Origin of the sequence: Chitinophaga sp., assembly GCF_035564935.1 — a bacterium.
Lineage (GTDB): Bacteria > Bacteroidota > Bacteroidia > Chitinophagales > Chitinophagaceae > Chitinophaga.
Genome location: NZ_DATMTE010001081.1, coordinates 1 through 18,065, shown reverse-complemented (window position 1 = coordinate 18,065; position 18,065 = coordinate 1). Strand labels below are relative to the sequence as shown.

The window sequence follows — 18,065 nt, the reverse complement described above, 5'->3', positions numbered from 1 at the left end:
TGGAAATATTTCCCAACGCAGTGGAAGTAATAAAAGAACTGAATAAAAAATACAAATTGTATATCGTGTCCGCAGCCATGGAGTTTCCTACTTCACTGAAAGATAAATACGACTGGCTGCAGGAGCATTTCCCGTTCCTTGACTGGCGGCAGTACTGCCTCTGTGGCGATAAATCCATTGTGCAAACAGACATTATGATAGATGATCTCATCCGCAACTTCACCAATTTCAAAGGCCGGCCTTTACTGTATCACGGGCATCATAATGTGCATGTAGAGGGCTATGAGCGCATCATGGATTGGGAAGATGCAGCAAAGAAATTGCTGTAGTTAATTTGCGGCTGGTATCTGCCGCCAACCCGTCCGCCGGAAAATTCGTACCTTCCCGTACGAACTACGCCTAAATGCCGCTTTATATGGGAAAATTTTTTGACGATATTAAGCCCGTGCACCAGGACTTCATCGCTGCACAGAAAATGTTCTTTGTAGCCTCCGCCCCGTTGAGTGATCAGGGGCATGTTAATCTTTCACCGAAGGGACTCGATAGTTTCCGGGTGCTTTCTTCCAACCGGGTAGCTTACCTGGATATTGTAGGCAGCGGGAATGAAACCTCGGCGCATCTCCGTGAAAACGGCCGTATCACCTTTATGTTCTGCGCTTTCGACGGACCGCCGAATATTCTCCGGTTATACGGTAAAGGCTATACGGCATTACCGGGCGATCCCGAATGGGACGGGTTATCTGCCTTGTTCACCTTGCCGCCCGCCACCAGGCAAATTATTGTAGCTGATATTCATAAAGTGCAAACTTCCTGCGGCTTCGGCGTTCCTTTGTATGAATACACCGGGGAGCGCGATCATGCCGCCAAATGGGCCGAAAAGAAAGGTCCTGAAGGACTGGAGGCATATAAAGCAGAGAAAAACAGGGTAAGCATGGATGGATTGCCTACCCCATTGGGTGCATAATGATCCGGGAATTAGCAATTATGCTTCGTTCACCAGCGGAACGATGTATTTACCGATCAGTTCAATTGACTTCAGCAGTTTTTCGTGGGAAAGACCCGCATTATCCATCTGGAAAGTAATTCTTGAAATGCCTCCCAGTGCTTCTGCGTGGCGCAATATTTTTTCCGCAACCTCTGTCGGACCGCCTACCAACAATGCGCCCGTGGGTCCTGTTTGTGCATCAAACTGCGCTCTTGTTACCGGCGGCCATCCCCGTTCTTTCCCAATCCTGGTAAAGGTTTCAGCGTAACCGGGGAAGTAGTCGTTCATTGCCTGCTCCCTGCTTTCCGCTACATAACCCAGTGAATGAAGACCTACCGTTAATTTGTCGGGCGAATGCCCCGCTTTCCTGCCGGCTTCCCTGTACAGGTCTACCAACGGCCGGAAACGGTGTGTTTCCCCTCCTATCACAGCCACCATTAACGGTAAACCCAGGGTACCCGCACGCACAAATGATTGTGGCGTACCACCCACACCCAGCCAGATGGGCAACGGGTCCTGCACCGGCCGCGGGTAAATGGCGATGTTGTTAAGCGCCGGCCGGAAACGGCCTTTCCATGTTACTGTTTCATGATCCCGGATATGCAGAAGCAGGTCCAGTTTCTCCACAAAAAGCGCATCATAATCCTGCAGGCTGTAACCAAAAAGCGGGTAAGCTTCTATAAAGGATCCGCGGCCCACTACTATTTCGGCGCGGCCATGGGAAATAATGTCCAACGTGGCAAATTGCTGAAATACCCGTACCGGGTCCGCAGCACTGAGCACCGTTACTGCGCTGGACAAGCGGATACGCTTTGTACGTGCCGCTGCCGCTGCAAGGATCACTGTATGCGCAGAGTCCAGGAACTCCTTACGGTGATGCTCACCAATACCAAATACATCCAGCCCGGCATGATCTGCTGCTGCAATCCGTTCCAACAGGTCCGCCATTTCATCCATATTACTTTCTGCGAGTGGTTTATTCTTTAACCGGCCGGTGGCAGCAAAACTATCTATTCCTACTTCCATGATGATCTCCCTTTTTTGGACACTAAATATAGCAATTAAAAAAGCCACCGTTGGTGGCTTTAGTATCTAAACACATCAATAAAAAATTAGTTCAGCACATAATGCGCCGGCAATTTCTGCACTTCATACACATCTACCGATCTGCTGAACTGCTTTTTATAACAGGGGTTGAATACTTTCTCTATGCCTCATCTTTGGTATTCCTCACAAGGCCTATACCCGATGCAAAGAAAATAATACCTATCACGGCGGCCACCAGCAGCTCCCGCCAGTTCATATTCTGCCGGATAAATCCATAACCGGCATAAATGAGACCCGCTATACCAAGGATAGTCAGGATAGTTCCGAAGAGTCGTTTTACATTCATGGCTTGCGTTATTTGACATGGATCAAACAATATCTGTGCCGTCCGGGAAGCTGATTCTGCCTTTGGAAGGGGAAAGAAAAAGAATATCTATATATTTGATTGATATATCCGCCTATCTATGAGGTCACTTCCACTATTGATTGTTTTGTTTTTATCTGTCCACATCTGTACCGGACAAACAAATAAATTCCGTGCTATTGTTATGACGGATGACTCCCTGCAACTGAACATAGGGGAAATTGTTTTTCCATTATCAAATGATACTATGTACCTAGATACGAGTGGCATCATCCATATAGATCTGACAAAGGAAAACCATCGTGTATTTTACTATGCATGGGGCGAAGGGCCAAGCAGGATATACCGCTTTCCCCAGGCAACAGTTGCAGATACCCTGGTAACTATCAAAGTGCCGGACTACCAGTACTACGCAGATTTTGCTGCCCGGGAAAAATGCCCGGTTTGTTTGTCGGGTAAACATATTATTCCCATCCTGTATGGTTATCCCAGCCGAAAGATGTTCAGAAAATCCCACGCGGGAAAAATATCATTGGGAGGTTGTATGGTTCATCAATATTCCCCCCGGTTCTACTGTAAGAAAGATGACTTTCGGTTTTAACACTGGCCGCAGCAAATTTACCAGTTATCCGTCCGGAAAGAAGAAGCAGGTAGCCCTGCTGAGTTATACAGGTCTCCCTTTACCCAGTTCTTAAATCCATATCTCACTGCCACCGGTGCTGTTACGGCATCGCAGTGTACCTTCACCAGGTTCCGGTGTACGATCACAGCGGTTGCCGGGTGGAAAACATGATCACTGCCTGCCATTTCAAATTGTGCCGGTGCTTTGTTCCCACTGGTAAGACCCTCTTTCACAAAATCAAAATAAAGCCAGGCTTCCCTTCCCCTGATCTTCATCTTCCTGAAAACAGGTGAAGCATAATCAATCTCCTTTTGATGATATGTTTTTGCAAGCGCCCAATACGCCAGGCGCTGGCTTACTACTGTTTTATCCGGCGGATGAATGTATTTTTCTTCGCCCGCATCCAGTATTACCGCCATACCGGCATGGGGAATATCGTGCAGGGCCAGTAACTGCGATTCTCTTAAAACAGCGGGTAACAATTTGTGATCGGGATCCGCATATCCATAAGGCGCTATCTGCACATAGTAGAAAGGCAATGTTCCTCCGTTCCACCGTGTTCTCCATTCTTTTACCATAGCCGGTAACAGCCTGCGGTAAAGTAAGGGATGTTCCCTGTTCGATTCTCCCTGGTACCATACGAATCCTTTTATCGTATAGTTACAAACGGGCAATATCATGGAATTAAAAAGAATGGATGGTGTATGCTCAGGATCCTTTTCAGGATCCCTGATCGTATCCGGCCTGCCGGTAAGCCATACTTCAGGAAAGCGGGCCAGCGTTTCCTCACTCATCCAGGATTGTATGGCGGTTCCTCCCCAATAAGTGGCAATGATGCCAACAGGCACTTTCAGTCGCTCCTGCAGGGCGGTTGCGTACTGGTATGCCACTGCGCTGAAATCAGGCGCTGTACTTGTATCCGCTGTCTTCCAGCTGCCGGCGCAATCATTTAAAGGCGTTGCCGATACCACTTTAGGCACCCGGAAAACATGTATCTCGGGGTGATGCGCCGCATCAGCAATGATAGCCGCTGCGTTTAATACGGGTTGTTTCCGGTACCCTTTCAAAGGCATTTCCATATTGGATTGCCCGGAGCATACCCACACCTCCCCGATGAATACATCCTTCACCCTGATATGTGTTCCGTTCCCGCTAAATTCAATACTGTACGGACCTCCGGCAGGCGGCGTGGGAATACGGGCTTTCCATTTCCCGGTGCTGTCTGTAACAGTAGTATACTTTTCCGAAGTCCAGCCCGGCGCTATATTTACCTCGCTTCCTTTTTCCGCCCATCCCCATAATACAGCCTTTGTTCGTTGCTGCAACACCATATGGTCGCTTATCACCGCAGGCAGTGATAAGCGACCGGAATGCAGCTGTGCCGCGTTTTCCAACGGGAAAAGGAACAGCATCAGCAGGTTTAAAAAGTAAATTCTTCCTGGCATTGTATTTCTTTCTTCTTCATAAATTTAAATTCCACATTCTTCCCCAGCAGGTCGGCAGCTACCTTGTTATTTTCAATACGGACGTTCCTGCAGCCCGACAGGAAAAAGGTTGCCTTCCTGGTATGATAGGGTTTATAATCGTAACTCCTGGCGAGGTCATTACCGGTAAACAATAAACCATCTACCGATTGTGCAAATAATACCGGGTAGTCGAATGCGTGGAAGCGGTTCCCTTCTATCCGTATATTTTTATGGTACAACGGCGTACTGTCATTCATTACAGGGATTTCCGGATAAATGCTGATCACGGCTTCGGTAAACTGGTAATCGGATGTATTACACGCCGCGAGAAAGGTATTTCCTTTTATCAGCAGATCGGTGATAGCGCCGGATTCGTACCAGGAATTTACATCGCCCGCGATAAGGATAGCCGATCCGCTGGAGGCAAAGCTGTTGTTTTCAATGATCACTTTTTTAGGAGTGGTGACCAGCAGTCCGCGGGCGCGGCAGCTTTCAAAAGAAGAATGACGGACAGTAACCGCCGGTGTCCAGCTCATATTTTCCAGGCCGTCTTTTTCGTTCACATGCGCCGGTATTTCCTCCGAAAGCGTCAGCTCAAAATCCGTGGTGTTAATTTTCCGGAAGGCGGTCACCCTGCCTTTACCGGTAGTTGCCAGTGAATGATGGTCGATGAAAGTGATATCATCTCCAGCTTCCGCCCATTCCATGCCCACGCTCATAGGCTCCATAAAACGGCATAGCAGCCTGTTTTTAGCCGTTTTACTGATGATGCGCACATAAGTGCCATGCACGTTAATCGGATCATCCATAAGGCCCCCGAAACGGCAGCTGTCTACCTCGATATTTCCCCTGCAATTGGAGAAATGCAAACCGTCATCATGACCGCTGAAATACCTGCCTTTTTTTATATTCGGAACTATGGAGATGTTTTTAAAACGCAGCTCCTCCGTATACTGCGATAAAATCCCTAACCCTGCGCAATGATAGCCTGTCACATTTTCCATAGCGATGTTGTTGCTATGCGTAACAAAGATCATGGCATGATCCCGGGCGTTGTGCCGCAGCACCAGGATGTTGCCCGGCGACGGCTTTCTTTTGAATGGATACTGCAGGCGTACCACACCATTGTTCATAACAGTGGCTTTATAGCCCCGCCAGCCCGGCCCCAGGGCACTGGGATCATCGCCTGTTCTGTAGGCGATGAGATGCGTACCCTTCATGTATTCCATCACGCCGGTGATTTTCCCGCTCCAGCCTTCGGCGGCAAACAGCAGCTGACCGTTTACGATGGTGTAAGGATACTGCGCGGTGTCAATACGTACATCCATATACGAAGCCGCGGTATCCACCACGGAAGCCTGCGCGGTAAGCGGGTAATCCCAGTCGATGGAAAAATTACGGAGTGTAACATAACTGCTCCGCTCAATGGTGAACGGCTGTATGCGGCCATGATACACAAACTCCGACCCTGCACCTTCTATCACCAGCTGCCTGAATCCTTCAATCATAATGGCGTTATACTTCGGGTTGATGTCGGATGTATTGGATTCGTAGTACACTTTCTCTTCCGCGTGTTGAGGCCAGAAATCGTACCGCCCCGCCGGGAAAAACAACAGGGGATTTTTCTTTTTACGGCAGGCTTCCAGCGCCGCTTTTACGGCGGTCACCGCATCAGCGCGACTATTCACCCGGGCGCCGAAACTGGTTACGTATACGGTATCGTATGCGGCAGCGCCCTGCGTGTATTGCACCAGCAACAGCATTGCTGTTAAGATGACTATCCTGTTTAAATACCTATGCATAATTAGTATCCCGGGTTTTGTACCAGTTTTGGATTCAGATCTATTTCTCCCTGTGGAACCGGCCACAGGTACAGCGCATCCACAAAATGGCGCACATCCAGTTGCTGCCCTGTCATGGTTTTGATCACGGCGCCGTCCATCAGTTCTTTGGCGATACCCCAGCGGCGGATATCCGAATAGTAAATGCCTTCAAATGCCAGCTCTATCCTTCTTTCATGACGGATAATATCCCTCATCTGTTCCTTGGTTTTGCCTGCAGGAATAGCCGGCATGTTTACCCCTTTCCTGGCCCTCACCTGGTTAATGGCATTATACACTGCTGCATTGGCGCCGTTTGTTTCGTTCTCAGCTTCTGCATATAACAGCAGCAGGTCGGCGTAGCGGAATACGATGTAGTTCAGCGGCGAATCGCCCCAGTTAAAACCATCTACGGTGAGTACATGTTTTCTTGGCAGGTAACCGATGAAAGTGGATTTTGCACCGCCTACCTTGATGTTATCGTATGCAATCCCTTTCCACACGGAACCAGGCCGGATAATGGTATAATCCAGCCGCGGATCCCTGTCTTTAAACGGGTTGGCAGGGTCGTAACCGGAAGCGGGATCAGTGATCATCTTCCCGTTCTTCATCTCATAACTGTTCACTAAATCCTGCGTTGGGTACGCCTGGTCCCATCCTTTCCCGAAAGAGCTCTGGGGGCCCATAAATCCATCCAGCGGACTACCTTCTCCTAAACCAGGCCCGGCATACTGTACATCAAATATCACTTCGGCATTATTCTCTGCGGCTACATCCGTGAACATGGCCTCATAGTTATCATACAACTGGTACTGGCCTTTATCGATGATCTGTTTGGCGACGGCGGCTACCTGCTGGTATTGTTTTGCCAGCAGCAGCGCTTTTGCTTTGAGCATCAGTGCAGCGCCCATGGTGGCCCTTCCGGTATTGGCTTTGTCATATACCGCAGGCAGGGCTTTAACAGCTTCATCGCATTGTGTTTCTACAAAATTCAACACTTCTTCGCGGGTATTCCTTCCGGGAAGATCAGCACCCAGTTGCAGGGTGTGTTCAATAAGCGGTACGCCTCCGTAATAATCGGCAAGGTTGTAATAAAACAATGCACGTAAAAACTGTGCCTCTGCGAGTAGCCGTCCCTTCAGGGTTTCATCCATTTTAATACCCGGTACTTTTTCCAGCGCCAGGTTGGCTTTGTAAATGCCGTTATATAACTGCACCCACTTGTCATTCACCGGAGTAGTGAGTGTGGGCAGCAGGTTGCCTTTGGAAATGCCTCCGTAACCTTCCAGGTAATCGCTCCAGATCCAGGCATTGGGCGTCATGCCATCCGTCATAGGATTGTAGCCGTAGATCTGGTAGTTATGCTGCATCTGCTCATAAATGGCGGTGATGCCGGAAAGCGCATCAGCGTCGGATTGCCAGAAGTTGGTATCCGACAGTTGATCAGATGGCTTCGAATTTAGAAAGTCTTTTGTGCATCCTGCCAGCAGGATGATATATAGTGCAAGCGTTATTTTCTTCATGGTACACTAGTTTAGAATGAGGCATTTAATCCCAGTGAGAAGGTGCGCACATTCGGATTCTCAATCTGGTAATCGGTGTAATTCCCTGTTTCGGGATCCAGCCCGTTGTATTTTGTCCAGGTGAATGGGTTCTGTGCATCCGCATACACCTGTATACCTGAAATGAATGTTTTCTTCAGCCAGCTTGCGGGGAAACTGTAAGAGAGCTGCATATTTTTCACTCTCAGGTATGAACCGTTCTGCACCCAGAAAGAGGAGGCCTGCGTATTGTCGCTGTTACTGTCTGTTGTAAGCCTTGGGATATCGCTGTTGGGATTTTCGGCAGACCATGCATTGAGGAAATACGAGTTAATTTCCCGGCCATAGCGCACAGCACTGGTATACCAAAGGTTCTGGTAATATCTTTTTACACCGCCGATGCCCTGGAATAAAACAGACAGTGAAATACCTTTGTATCCTGCCTGGAGACTAAGCCCATAAGTATATTCAGGAATTACACTGCCCAGGTAGGTACGGTCGCCGCCATTGATAACGCCGTCTTGTTTGACATCGGCATATTTAAGATCGCCCGGTTTGTTGGAGCCGGATAATTTTTGTTTGGCCCAGTTGTCGATATCATGCTGGTTTTTAAAAGTACCTTCCGCCTGGTAGCCGTATAATGCGCCAATAGGCAGTCCCTGCTTGATGATAGAGTTATTACCGATGCTTTGTATTACATCCGGGTTGCCCTGGTAATGCAATACGTTATTGGTATTATGACTCAGGTTACCGCTGACGGCATACTGGAAATTGCCCGCACTGTTCTTATAACCAAGTGCCACTTCCCATCCCCTGTTCTGCACTACGGCCACATTCTGGTAAGGCGGTGTGAGTGCGCCGTATAAAGACGACAGCGGCAACTGTACCAGGATGTTGCTGGTGCGGCGGTTGTACCAGTCGAATGTAACATCGAAATGTTCCCTGAACAGGCTGATGTCTGCGCCTATATCCGTAGTAGCGGTAGTTTCCCAGGTGATATCCGGGTTTGGCAGTGCTTTTGGCGCCAGGCCGGCAGACAGGCTGTTGCCGAAAATATAGTTCTGCCCGGCTGCATACAATCCCATGTACTGGTACAGTCCTATATTCTGGTTACCCAGCTTTCCCCATGACCCGCGGATCTTGATATCATCTATAAAAGAGATATCTGCATTACGGAAGAAGTTCTCTTTGCTCAGTCGCCATGCACCTGAAAAAGACGGGAATACACCCCAGCGGTTACCGCTGGCAAAGCGCGATGATCCGTCGTAACGGAGGTTGGCTTCGAGCAGGTATTTTTCTTTGTAGCTGTAGTTTATCCTTCCGAAATAAGACGATAATGCGGAAGAAGAGGAAGTACCACTTACAATGGGTTGTGAAAGGCCGGCGCTGAGCTCCCAGGTATCGTTAGAGGGAAAGCCCTGCACGCTGCCGGCAAACCAGGCGTTGCGGTTTATTTCCCTGCTGGCGCCTGCAAGTGCGGTAATATGGTGATCCTGCGCAAATGTTTTATCATAATTAAGGGTGGTGTAAAACGTGAGTCCCAGGCTGTTATCATTCCGCTGGTACAGCGTAGACGGAACGGATGCGTTGCTAACCGTTACTTCATCTTTCTGGAAATTCCAGAGATTCTGTATACTGCCGGAATACTTGTATTGTTTGCCTTCCTTGTTATATACTTCCGCGCTTCCGTTTACCTGCCATTTAAGGTCTTTCGTGATTTCCCATTCGCCGTATAGTTTAGCGAACGAGTATTGCCCCACCTGCGGATAAAACCAGGTATCCATATACTGTTGCGGGTTGATGGCGTTCAGGCTTTCATCGTCTGTATTCCTTCCCCCGTAGCGGGTTACACCGTCTTTAGTCATTGTAGGCGTTACGCCCGGTACAGAATTGGCGCTGTAATACAACAGGGTGGTTACATCAAAAGGCTCGTTCACCTTGTTCCAGTAAGAAGTGAGGATGGCGCCTATCTTTATCTTATCGCTTATTTTATGATTCATATTTAAGCGCAAAGAATACTTGGTATTGTCTGTAGACTCCATGATACCCTTGTTATAGAGATATCCCATGGAGAGATAGTAATCCGTTTTTTCATTCCCCCCGCTGATGGACAGGTTGTGCCGGGTGATGATACCTTGTTTGAAGATCACATCCATCCAGTTGGTGTTGGGAAATAACACCGGGTCTTTGGCATTCTTCCAGGCTTCTATGGTAGCTGGTTTGAAGAGATCCGTATTATCGGGGTTATCCGATTTCTGGATACGGTTCATCAGCTGCATATAGGTAACATAATCCGTTACCGGTTCAAAGAGATGTGTGGCTTTTTGCAGGCCGGTGGACCCGTTGTAGTTGATCACGGTTTTTCCTTTCTTCCCTCTTTTGGTGGTAACGAGAATAACGCCGTTGGCTGCACGGGAGCCATAGATGGCTGCGGAAGCGGCATCCTTCAGGATGGAGATGCTGGCCACATCGTTGGGATTCAGGTTATTCAGCGATCCTACGATGCCGTCAATGAGCACCAGCGGATCTGAATTATTGAGCGTGCCTACGCCGCGGATACGCAGCACGGCGCCATCGCGGCCCGGTTGCCCGGAGGTTTGCGATACTGCAATGCCTGATGCGGCGCCGGACAGCGCCTGGGATACATCCGTAATGGCGCGGTTTTGCATTTGCTGGTCGTAGTTAATGGAAGATACCGAACCGGAAAGATCTTCTTTGCGCTGCGTACCATATCCCACTACTATCACTTCATTCAGGCCGGTATTGGCAGGTGAAAGAGACACATTTACCGTGGCCTGCCCCGCCAGTGATACTTCTTTCTTTATATAACCCAGGTAAGAAAATACCAGCACGGCATTGTCCGGCGCGCTCAGGCTGTAGTGGCCTTTTTCATCCGTTGCTATACCGGTGGAAGTTCCTTTTACCTGGATGGTTACACCAGGCAGGGGCTTTCCTGTAACGGCGTCGGTAACGGTGCCGGTTACATTGGCTGCAACAGATAGCGCAGGCGTTTTGGGTTTTACAATAATTATTTTTTCCAGGATGGAATAATCCAGCGGCTGCCGGGCGAAGCAAATGTCCAATACATCGCGGAGCGCTGCGTTTTTTACATCCAGTGTTACAGGTACAACGTGTTGCAGGTCTTCGTTGGTGTAAATAAAATTGTAGCCGGTCTGGCTCCGGATCTCAGTAAAGATATCCTTTAGTGATACGTCCCTGCCGGATATGGTTACCTTTTGCGCACGGGCAATGGCACATACCTGCAAACATGCGGCGAGCAATACAATAGCGGTGAGTTGCATAACCTTTGCTGTTGTGGAATTGAGAAGGCACAGGACTCCCCTGCCTTTGAAATAAGCATTCAAATACATACATTTGATTTGGGATAAAAGATTACGGTTACAGAAAGAATTGTTCTCTTTTGCCTTACTGACCGGGAGCATTAGGCCGCTTCCGGTTTTTTTGGCACTTGTTACGGTCAGGTGCTCATAACTAACATGTTTTAAGGTGTGACAATTATTTTTCCATTGTTCATTGTAAAGTGCACCCCGCCTGTTTTCTGTAATACTTCAAGAACGGTTGATACATTCACATCGCGTGGGATGGAGCCGGTAAAGTGACGTTGGATATTACCCCGGATCTCCACTTCTATATTATATTCTCTTGACAATTGCCGCATTACAGTATGGATATCATCCTGTTCAAACCAGAAGAGGCGGTTTTTCCAGGCCATCACGGCACGTATGTCTGCCTTCTTTACCACCCGGATATTTCCCTGCTGCCCCAACTGCGCCTGTTCTCCGGGTTTCAGCAGCGTGGTGGTATGGCCTTCGCTTACACTTACCGCGCCAGCCAGCAGCGTGGTATTGATGGTTCTTTCCTCTTTATATGCCATGATGTTGAAGTTGGTACCAAGCACGGTAACGCGTAAGCTATCCACCGCTACCACGAAAGGTTTTTCTGCATTGATGGCAGTTTCGAAATACGCTTCTCCCGTTAATGCTACCTGCCTGTTGGTTCCGGTGAACGATGCCGGGAAACGCAGCGTGGAGGAGGCATTCAGCCACACCCTGGTGCCGTCGGACAATGTTATCTGGTATTGTACGCCCTTTGGCGTAATGATGGAGTTGTACAGCGGCTCTGCAGAAGCCCCTGTGGTAGAGGTATACACGAGATTACCAGTTGCTGATTTAATTACTTGTGTTTGTCCCTGTTGTGCAAGCAATCCGTTCGCGGCACTGTCTAATGCAACAGCCGCACCGTTTGCCAGGATCAGGATGGCTTTGTTTCCTCCCGGTGTAATGTTTGGTATATGAGCCACTGCATTGTCAGCCGGTGTTTTGACGTGTGAACGGGAATACCAGCGCCAAACGCCTCCTGCCAGCAACAGCAATGCCACCGCTGCCGCCACGCGATAAGGCAGCCACCTGCGCACCGCTGTTTTACGGGCCGGTACCGGCGGTGTGATCCGCATACCTACCTCATCAATTACATTCTTATGCATTATGTACAACGATTCCTCTTCTGCGTGATTTGCTGTTACCACCTGGTCAATCATACCGGAAAATAGTTCCCGGTATTCTTCTTTCTCTGCATATTCCATTAGCAGGCGGATCTCCTCTTCACTGCAGCGGTTATCCAGGAACCTGGCAAATAATTCTTCCAAAAAAGAAGCATCGGGATCTTGATTCATACCAGCTAATACGAACGAACCAAAAGGTACATTTACCCGGAAGAAAAAAAATTTCTAACCGGCTTCCGCCATAAATAAAAATAGTTAACGAAGGAGCAGGTAAGCCAGCAGGACGCCAGCTACGTCCCGGTTAGCCATCAGCTTCTTTTGGATAGCGCTGGTAGCCTTTACGATCTGGCTGTTGACCGTAGCGGGTGAAATGCCCAGCAGCTGGCTAACCTCTTTATAGGTTTTGTTTTCCAGCTTGCAAAGCGTAAATATGATCTTACGTTGGGGAGGAAGATCATCGATGGCTTCCTGTATAAGATGCCTGGTTTCTTTTTCATGCAGCCATTCTTCTGTGTGCTGGTAATACTCCTGGGCAGCGGTGAGCAGCTTATCCATCAAAAGCTTGTCCCGCTTCACTTTCCGGTAAAAATCAATCACCAGGTTATTGGCAGTGGCAAACAGGTAGGAACGAAAAGATTTCTCCGGGTCAATGGTGCTGTGCCGGAGCCAGATGTTTACAAACACCTGCTGCAGCAGCTCCTGCGCCAGGTGTGCCGACTTCACCAGTTTCAGTAAATTGCTGTAAATACGCGGACTGTAATGATAATAGAGGGCATGAAATGCCTTTTCATCTCCCCGGGCAACGCCTGCAAGGAGCTCTTTTTCATTGTATAACTGAACGAATGACAAACGTATCGGTTTGATTACAGGGTATAAATGTAATCAAAAACCGGTATGGGGTGTATTAATTTTATGGTTCGGCAAAAGGCTGTTTATTCCACATGAAAAACTTCTTCCATACCCGACCAGGTTTCCCCTTTGGCTGCAGCATCCGGCAAAGGCAGCTGGCAAGGCGCGGTTACTTTCCACCATTGCCAGGTGATGCTGTCTTTCTTCATCTTCTCCATATCTTCATTAAAATCTTTCCCGGTATATTCAAAATAACTGAACAGGTACCAGCGGTCGTCAATATTTTTCAGGTAGATGGAATAATTGTGGATGTTACAGGCTTTAATCGTTTTCAGCACATCCGGCCATACTTTGGCGTGCAATGATTTATACTCGTCTATTTTCTCCGGCCGGAGGCCGGTAACCATTCCGTAACGGCTGCCCTGATGCGGCACATCTTTACAGGAAAACAAAAACAGCAATGATAACAACAACAGGTGATAGCGATTCATAATCGTGGTTTGAGCAACGAAGTTAGCGGGCAACCGGCAATGTTATCCCTATTTCCTTGACTTATTTCAGCACGATATTGACTATTGCAGATGTGTTTTTAGAAAAAACTCAGCGGGTAAGCAACCACACCACTACAGCAGGAAAAAGGTGCCCGGATAACTCCAGTTGCTTCCGGATAAACTGCAACGACCTTACAAGGGAGTTTTTAACTGTGTTGGGGGAAATGGACAACTCGCCGGCAATCTCCGGTATTTTAAGCCCTCTCTCCCTGCTCAGGAGATAAATGCGCTTTGCCTGGGGCGGCAATTGTGCCACTGCAGCGCTTACCTGCTTCATCATAGCATTGAACACCATAGTTTCCTCTGTGTTGCTGGCCGGTTGTTCCCGTGTATAGTCTGATGCAATGGCATCAATGGCTTTATGATGCACCACCTGTTTGCGGAGCCAGGAAAATGAAAGATGAAAAGCGATCCGCAGCAGCCAGGAACGGGGAACGTCTATTTCAGGCAGCTTATCGCGGCTGATCCACAACCGGAGGAATGTTTCCTGGATTATATCATCTGTAACGGCAGCGGTTTTGGTAAGATGCAGGATAAGTGGCCGCAGCTCCGGAACATACCGCCGGAAAAGCATACGGAAAGCGGTTTCATCGCCTTCCGAAATCAGCCGGAATAGTTCTTTATCGTTATATAGCTGCGCATGCATAGGAAATGGCCCCCCGCTAATGTAGCAAAATTTAATTGCGAATTGATATTTCCTGGAAGCAGTACCATAAAGAAGCCCCGGGGAGATGACATCCCCGGGGCTGTTATTATTCATCTAAATTCACAGTCTTATTTCATCCACCAAACCTTCACGGTGGTGGAATTACCGCCCATCTTGTCGGACTGGGCCTGGTAATTAGCAGTATTATTAACCGATTCCTGCGTTGGATACTGTAACCTGTTAAAGTTTACATACGTAGCAGGATTGCCATTGCGCGGGGTGCGGCCGGTTCTTCTCCATAAATTGTAAGCAAGCCAGGGCTGACGGAAAAACGATAACCATTCCTGTGCGTAGATCTTATCCAGCTTCTGTTCGTCGGTACCGGCGAACGCTACTTTCGGGTTGGCGAGGAAAGCGGTCATCTGCGCTGGTGTTGGACTGGCAGGAGCTACCGTTGACCATGCATCGTTGGTCACATTGGTATTATGCGCGATGTAATACCAGAAATTCACAGCGGAGGTAATACCTGCAGTGTACTCGGTTCCCGCAGTGGCCATATTCTTAGCCACACCAAGACCACGGGCATACGCTTCCGCCTTCAGGAAGCGTACTTCGGCTGCCGTCATAAATAATTCCGGCTGGTAGTAAATATCCCGTACGATGTAATAATTGAACGGAGAAAATTTACAATTGTCTTTGTTCGTAAAATCCGCATCCCGCTTATCCTGATAAGGATTGTTATTATCGCTCACGGTGCTGCCAGGCTGTAGTGGCGCCCACTGGCCGGCCTGGTTGGTTTCAAAGAATAACACCGCCCGGGGGTCAAAGATCTGCGCCGTAGTGGTGCCATCCGCCATCATGTTCCAGCAGGTGGTGCTTAAGCGCACAAATTTATGCGAGGTGAAAGACCAGAAGCGGCTGTCGTTCAGCACATAGCCCCCCAGTTTCCCCGGCCACATGCCGGCATCTTCCCCTTCTCCTATCAGCGGAATACCGCTCAGGGCATATTGCAGGTAAGGCGTGGCGGTAGCTGCGTCTTTCTCTACTATCTGCATGGCATAACGCAGCAGCAATGAATTGCCGAACTTCTGCCACATGGCGATGCTGTTGGCAAACAGTGTTTCCGAAGCGCCCAGCGACTGATAAGGTTTACCTCCAGGCGTAGTTGCAGCGGTGGTAAGATGTTGCGACGCCCATTTCAGCTGCTCCAGTAAACTTTTATAGATGCTTTCCTGGGAATCATATTTCGGGCGGTAGTTGGTGGTATTATAGGTATAAGCCTTACCAGCCTCCGAGTAAGGAATATCCCCAAACTGATCAGTGATACGCAGCGTTTTATAGGCGCGTAAAATGTAAGTAATGGATTGGATATTATCCATCTCCGCTTTGTCTCCCTCATAAGCATCTATCTTATCCTGGATCTGGTTCAGGTTCTGCAGGGTGGCATAATAATCATTCCAGATGTCCAGTGCGCCATTCTGTACCAGGTAGCCCGAACTGCCACTGAGGCCAGCCAGCTGGGTAACCGGGTAATAATATTCGTTATGAATGGCAGCCTGCTCCTGCCCTTTCAGGAACAACGTGCTGATCACCCCGTTTACCATGGGCGGTATGGTGGTGCTGGTAGGTAATCCCGGCGTGGTGTTGATCTCCTGGAAATCTTTGGTACACGCACCAAGCGTTACGGAAATACCGGCTATATAGAGAAATATTTTCTTTGCGTTCTTCATGTTTTGCACATTTTAATCAGTGAGATGATCTGTTCCTTAAAAAGAAACCCTTACCTGGAAACCTAAGGAGCGGAAACTTGGCATAGACATAAACTCCAGGCCCTGCGCATTACCGGCGCCGTTCACGCCTTCAGGATTGATATGATCCGGCAAAGTGGTATAGAGGTAGAAAAGATCCCTTCCTACGAGCGACAGGGAGGCTGCCTGGAATACTTTTGTTTTCCTGATAAAGCTCTGTGGCACCTGGTAGTTCACAGAGATCTCCCTCATCTTTACCCAGGTATTTTCAAGCACAGCTCCTTTGTTGATCCAGTCGCTTCCTTTTACGCCGGAACCCAGATCAGTACTGCTCCATACGCCATATGGCATGTATTTGTAATAGTAATGCACTACATTATCATTCACCTTTCCATCAGGGAACACACCTGGCAATATTACCCCCCAGTTGGTTTGTGTGCCATCAGGTGTGGTATAGGGTAATCCACCGCCATTTCTTTCTTTCAGTGTTTCCGGCGCCTGTCCCTGTTGCATGATGGTGGCATAGGTACCGGACCAGATGTCGCCGCCAATTTTTGCATCAATGAGGGTACTTACTGAAATGCCGCCTTTGAACCTGAAGGTATTGGTGATACCGCCTGTTAATTTAGGAGTGGCGTTGCCCAATGGCACCAAACCGTCTGTAGCCTGGTACAGGGTACCATTCATAGCGGAGTTACCAAAGGGATCTTTCACCATCAGCGGCAGCCCGGTAGTTTTATCGTATTTATAATCATACCCGTAAATAGTACCGAATTGGTCGCCTACATGCGCAGAAATAACCGGGCCATGTGCGCCGCCATCGTTCCAGGCGCTGGCCATATCTACACGGTCGGTACCGTCTGACAGCGACAGCAGTTTATTATTACTGTGCGCCAGGTTGAGGGATACATCCCATCCAAAGTCTTTCGTGTCAATTACTTTAGCACGCAGGATCAGCTCCAGTCCTGAATTTTCCAGTACGCCCGTATTCACTACAATGCTGCTTACGCCTGAACTCATAGGCAGCGGGGAACTGAGGATCTGGTTCCTGGATTTTCCTTTGTAATACCTGAAATCAGCATTCAAACGGTTGTTGAGAAAACCCAATACCAGGCCGAAATCGGCGGTAGTATTAATAGCAGGTTTAAAGTCGCGCGCCGGTAATGAACCCGGTAACATGGTAGCCGCCTGGCCTGCGAAGGTTACACCGGAATAATTGTAGTTGATCTGGTAAGGTGCCGGATCTACTGCAGCCTGTGCCCATGCCACCCTTACTTTACCAAAACTGAATACAGCAGGATCTGCTTTCAGCAGATCAGAAAATACAAAGCTACCTGCAAAGGATGGGAAGAAATAAGACCATTGTCCTTTGGGCAGGGCAGATGACCAGTCGTTACGACCGGTTACATCCAGGTAAAGAAAATCCTTGTACGACAGGTTAATGAAACTGTACACAGAATTCATGCGTTTGCGCAACTGGCTTTCTGTTACCGGGTGCGGGTTGCCGAGATAGGTACCTGTGTTCAGTGAATATACATTCGGAATAGCCCAGTTATCATTGTAATTGAACATGCCGTACATATCGCGCTGGTAAATAGTTCCACCCAGCGAGAACTTTGCGTTGAGCACACCATTCAGCATTTTATCTTTATGCAGCGTTCCGATGAAGTCCATGTTGGAAGCGTTATCGCGCTCTGTACCATGACCATAGTACACTTTTGTGATGCCTATCACATCAGTGGGTCTGTTCTTGATGGTCATCTCATTGGTATTATTATCCAATCCTCCCCGGAAAATAAAATCCAGGAAATCGGTGGCTTCATAATTCAGTTGTACGCCTGCCAGTAATTTACGCCTGTTCTGATCTGTATTATTTTCATAGATGTTCCATACGGTGGCGCCGC

Annotated in this window: 15 protein-coding genes; 3 read left to right on the top strand and 12 right to left on the bottom strand. The window is 48.5% G+C overall.

The window, feature by feature from the left end; all coding sequences use genetic code 11:
* Positions 1-329 (top strand): 5' nucleotidase, NT5C type (locus VN105_RS27910; protein WP_414647273.1); only part of this gene is annotated, 329 nt, incomplete at its 5' end.
* 86 nt (positions 330-415) lie between these two features.
* Positions 416-964, top strand: coding sequence for a pyridoxamine 5'-phosphate oxidase family protein (locus tag VN105_RS27905; RefSeq protein ID WP_325646457.1), 549 nt, complete (start codon positions 416-418; stop codon positions 962-964).
* 18 nt (positions 965-982) lie between these two features.
* Here VN105_RS27905 and VN105_RS27900 read toward each other — a convergent pair whose 3' ends face one another.
* Positions 983-2,011 (bottom strand): LLM class flavin-dependent oxidoreductase, encoded by a 1,029-nt coding sequence (locus tag VN105_RS27900; protein WP_325646455.1) that lies wholly within the window; start codon positions 2,009-2,011, stop codon positions 983-985.
* 181 nt (positions 2,012-2,192) lie between these two features.
* Positions 2,193-2,378, bottom strand: a complete 186-nt coding sequence (locus VN105_RS27895; protein ID WP_325646453.1) for a hypothetical protein — start codon at positions 2,376-2,378, stop codon at positions 2,193-2,195.
* 265 nt (positions 2,379-2,643) lie between these two features.
* On the opposite strand from VN105_RS27895, the gene VN105_RS27890 reads away from it, so the two are divergent.
* Entirely contained in the window at positions 2,644-2,997 is a 354-nt protein-coding gene (locus tag VN105_RS27890; RefSeq protein WP_325646451.1) for a hypothetical protein, read from the top strand.
* A 17-nt stretch (positions 2,998-3,014) separates the two neighbouring features.
* Here VN105_RS27890 and VN105_RS27885 read toward each other — a convergent pair whose 3' ends face one another.
* From VN105_RS27885 to VN105_RS27840, 10 genes are all read right to left on the bottom strand, one after another.
* Positions 3,015-4,463 carry a sialate O-acetylesterase gene (locus VN105_RS27885; RefSeq protein WP_325646449.1) on the bottom strand — a complete coding sequence of 483 codons (1,449 nt, stop codon included), beginning with the start codon at positions 4,461-4,463 and terminating at the stop codon, positions 3,015-3,017.
* Entirely contained in the window at positions 4,439-6,286 is a 1,848-nt protein-coding gene (locus tag VN105_RS27880; protein ID WP_325646447.1) for an alpha-1,3-galactosidase-related protein, read from the bottom strand. Before VN105_RS27880 ends, VN105_RS27885 begins: the two co-directional genes overlap by 25 nt.
* Positions 6,287-6,288: 2 nt before the next feature.
* Positions 6,289-7,827, bottom strand: coding sequence for a RagB/SusD family nutrient uptake outer membrane protein (locus VN105_RS27875; protein ID WP_325646445.1), 1,539 nt, complete (start codon positions 7,825-7,827; stop codon positions 6,289-6,291).
* 11 nt (positions 7,828-7,838) lie between these two features.
* Positions 7,839-11,147: a TonB-dependent receptor gene (locus tag VN105_RS27870; RefSeq protein ID WP_325646443.1), complete on the bottom strand. Its 3,309-nt coding sequence runs from the start codon at positions 11,145-11,147 to the stop codon at positions 7,839-7,841.
* A gap of 200 nt (positions 11,148-11,347) precedes the next feature.
* Positions 11,348-12,538 (bottom strand): FecR family protein, encoded by a 1,191-nt coding sequence (locus VN105_RS27865; protein ID WP_325646442.1) that lies wholly within the window; start codon positions 12,536-12,538, stop codon positions 11,348-11,350.
* A gap of 84 nt (positions 12,539-12,622) precedes the next feature.
* Entirely contained in the window at positions 12,623-13,216 is a 594-nt protein-coding gene (locus VN105_RS27860; protein WP_325646439.1) for an RNA polymerase sigma factor, read from the bottom strand.
* Between the two features lie 83 nt (positions 13,217-13,299).
* Positions 13,300-13,707, bottom strand: a complete 408-nt coding sequence (locus tag VN105_RS27855; protein WP_325646437.1) for an L-rhamnose mutarotase — start codon at positions 13,705-13,707, stop codon at positions 13,300-13,302.
* Positions 13,708-13,816: 109 nt separating this feature from the next.
* Positions 13,817-14,413, bottom strand: coding sequence for an RNA polymerase sigma factor (locus tag VN105_RS27850; RefSeq protein ID WP_325646434.1), 597 nt, complete (start codon positions 14,411-14,413; stop codon positions 13,817-13,819).
* Positions 14,414-14,541: 128 nt separating this feature from the next.
* Positions 14,542-16,143 carry a SusD/RagB family nutrient-binding outer membrane lipoprotein gene (locus tag VN105_RS27845; protein ID WP_325646432.1) on the bottom strand — a complete coding sequence of 534 codons (1,602 nt, stop codon included), beginning with the start codon at positions 16,141-16,143 and terminating at the stop codon, positions 14,542-14,544.
* Between the two features lie 36 nt (positions 16,144-16,179).
* The coding region (locus VN105_RS27840) for a hypothetical protein (RefSeq protein WP_325646430.1) at positions 16,180-18,065 on the bottom strand (1,886 nt) is incomplete at its 5' end.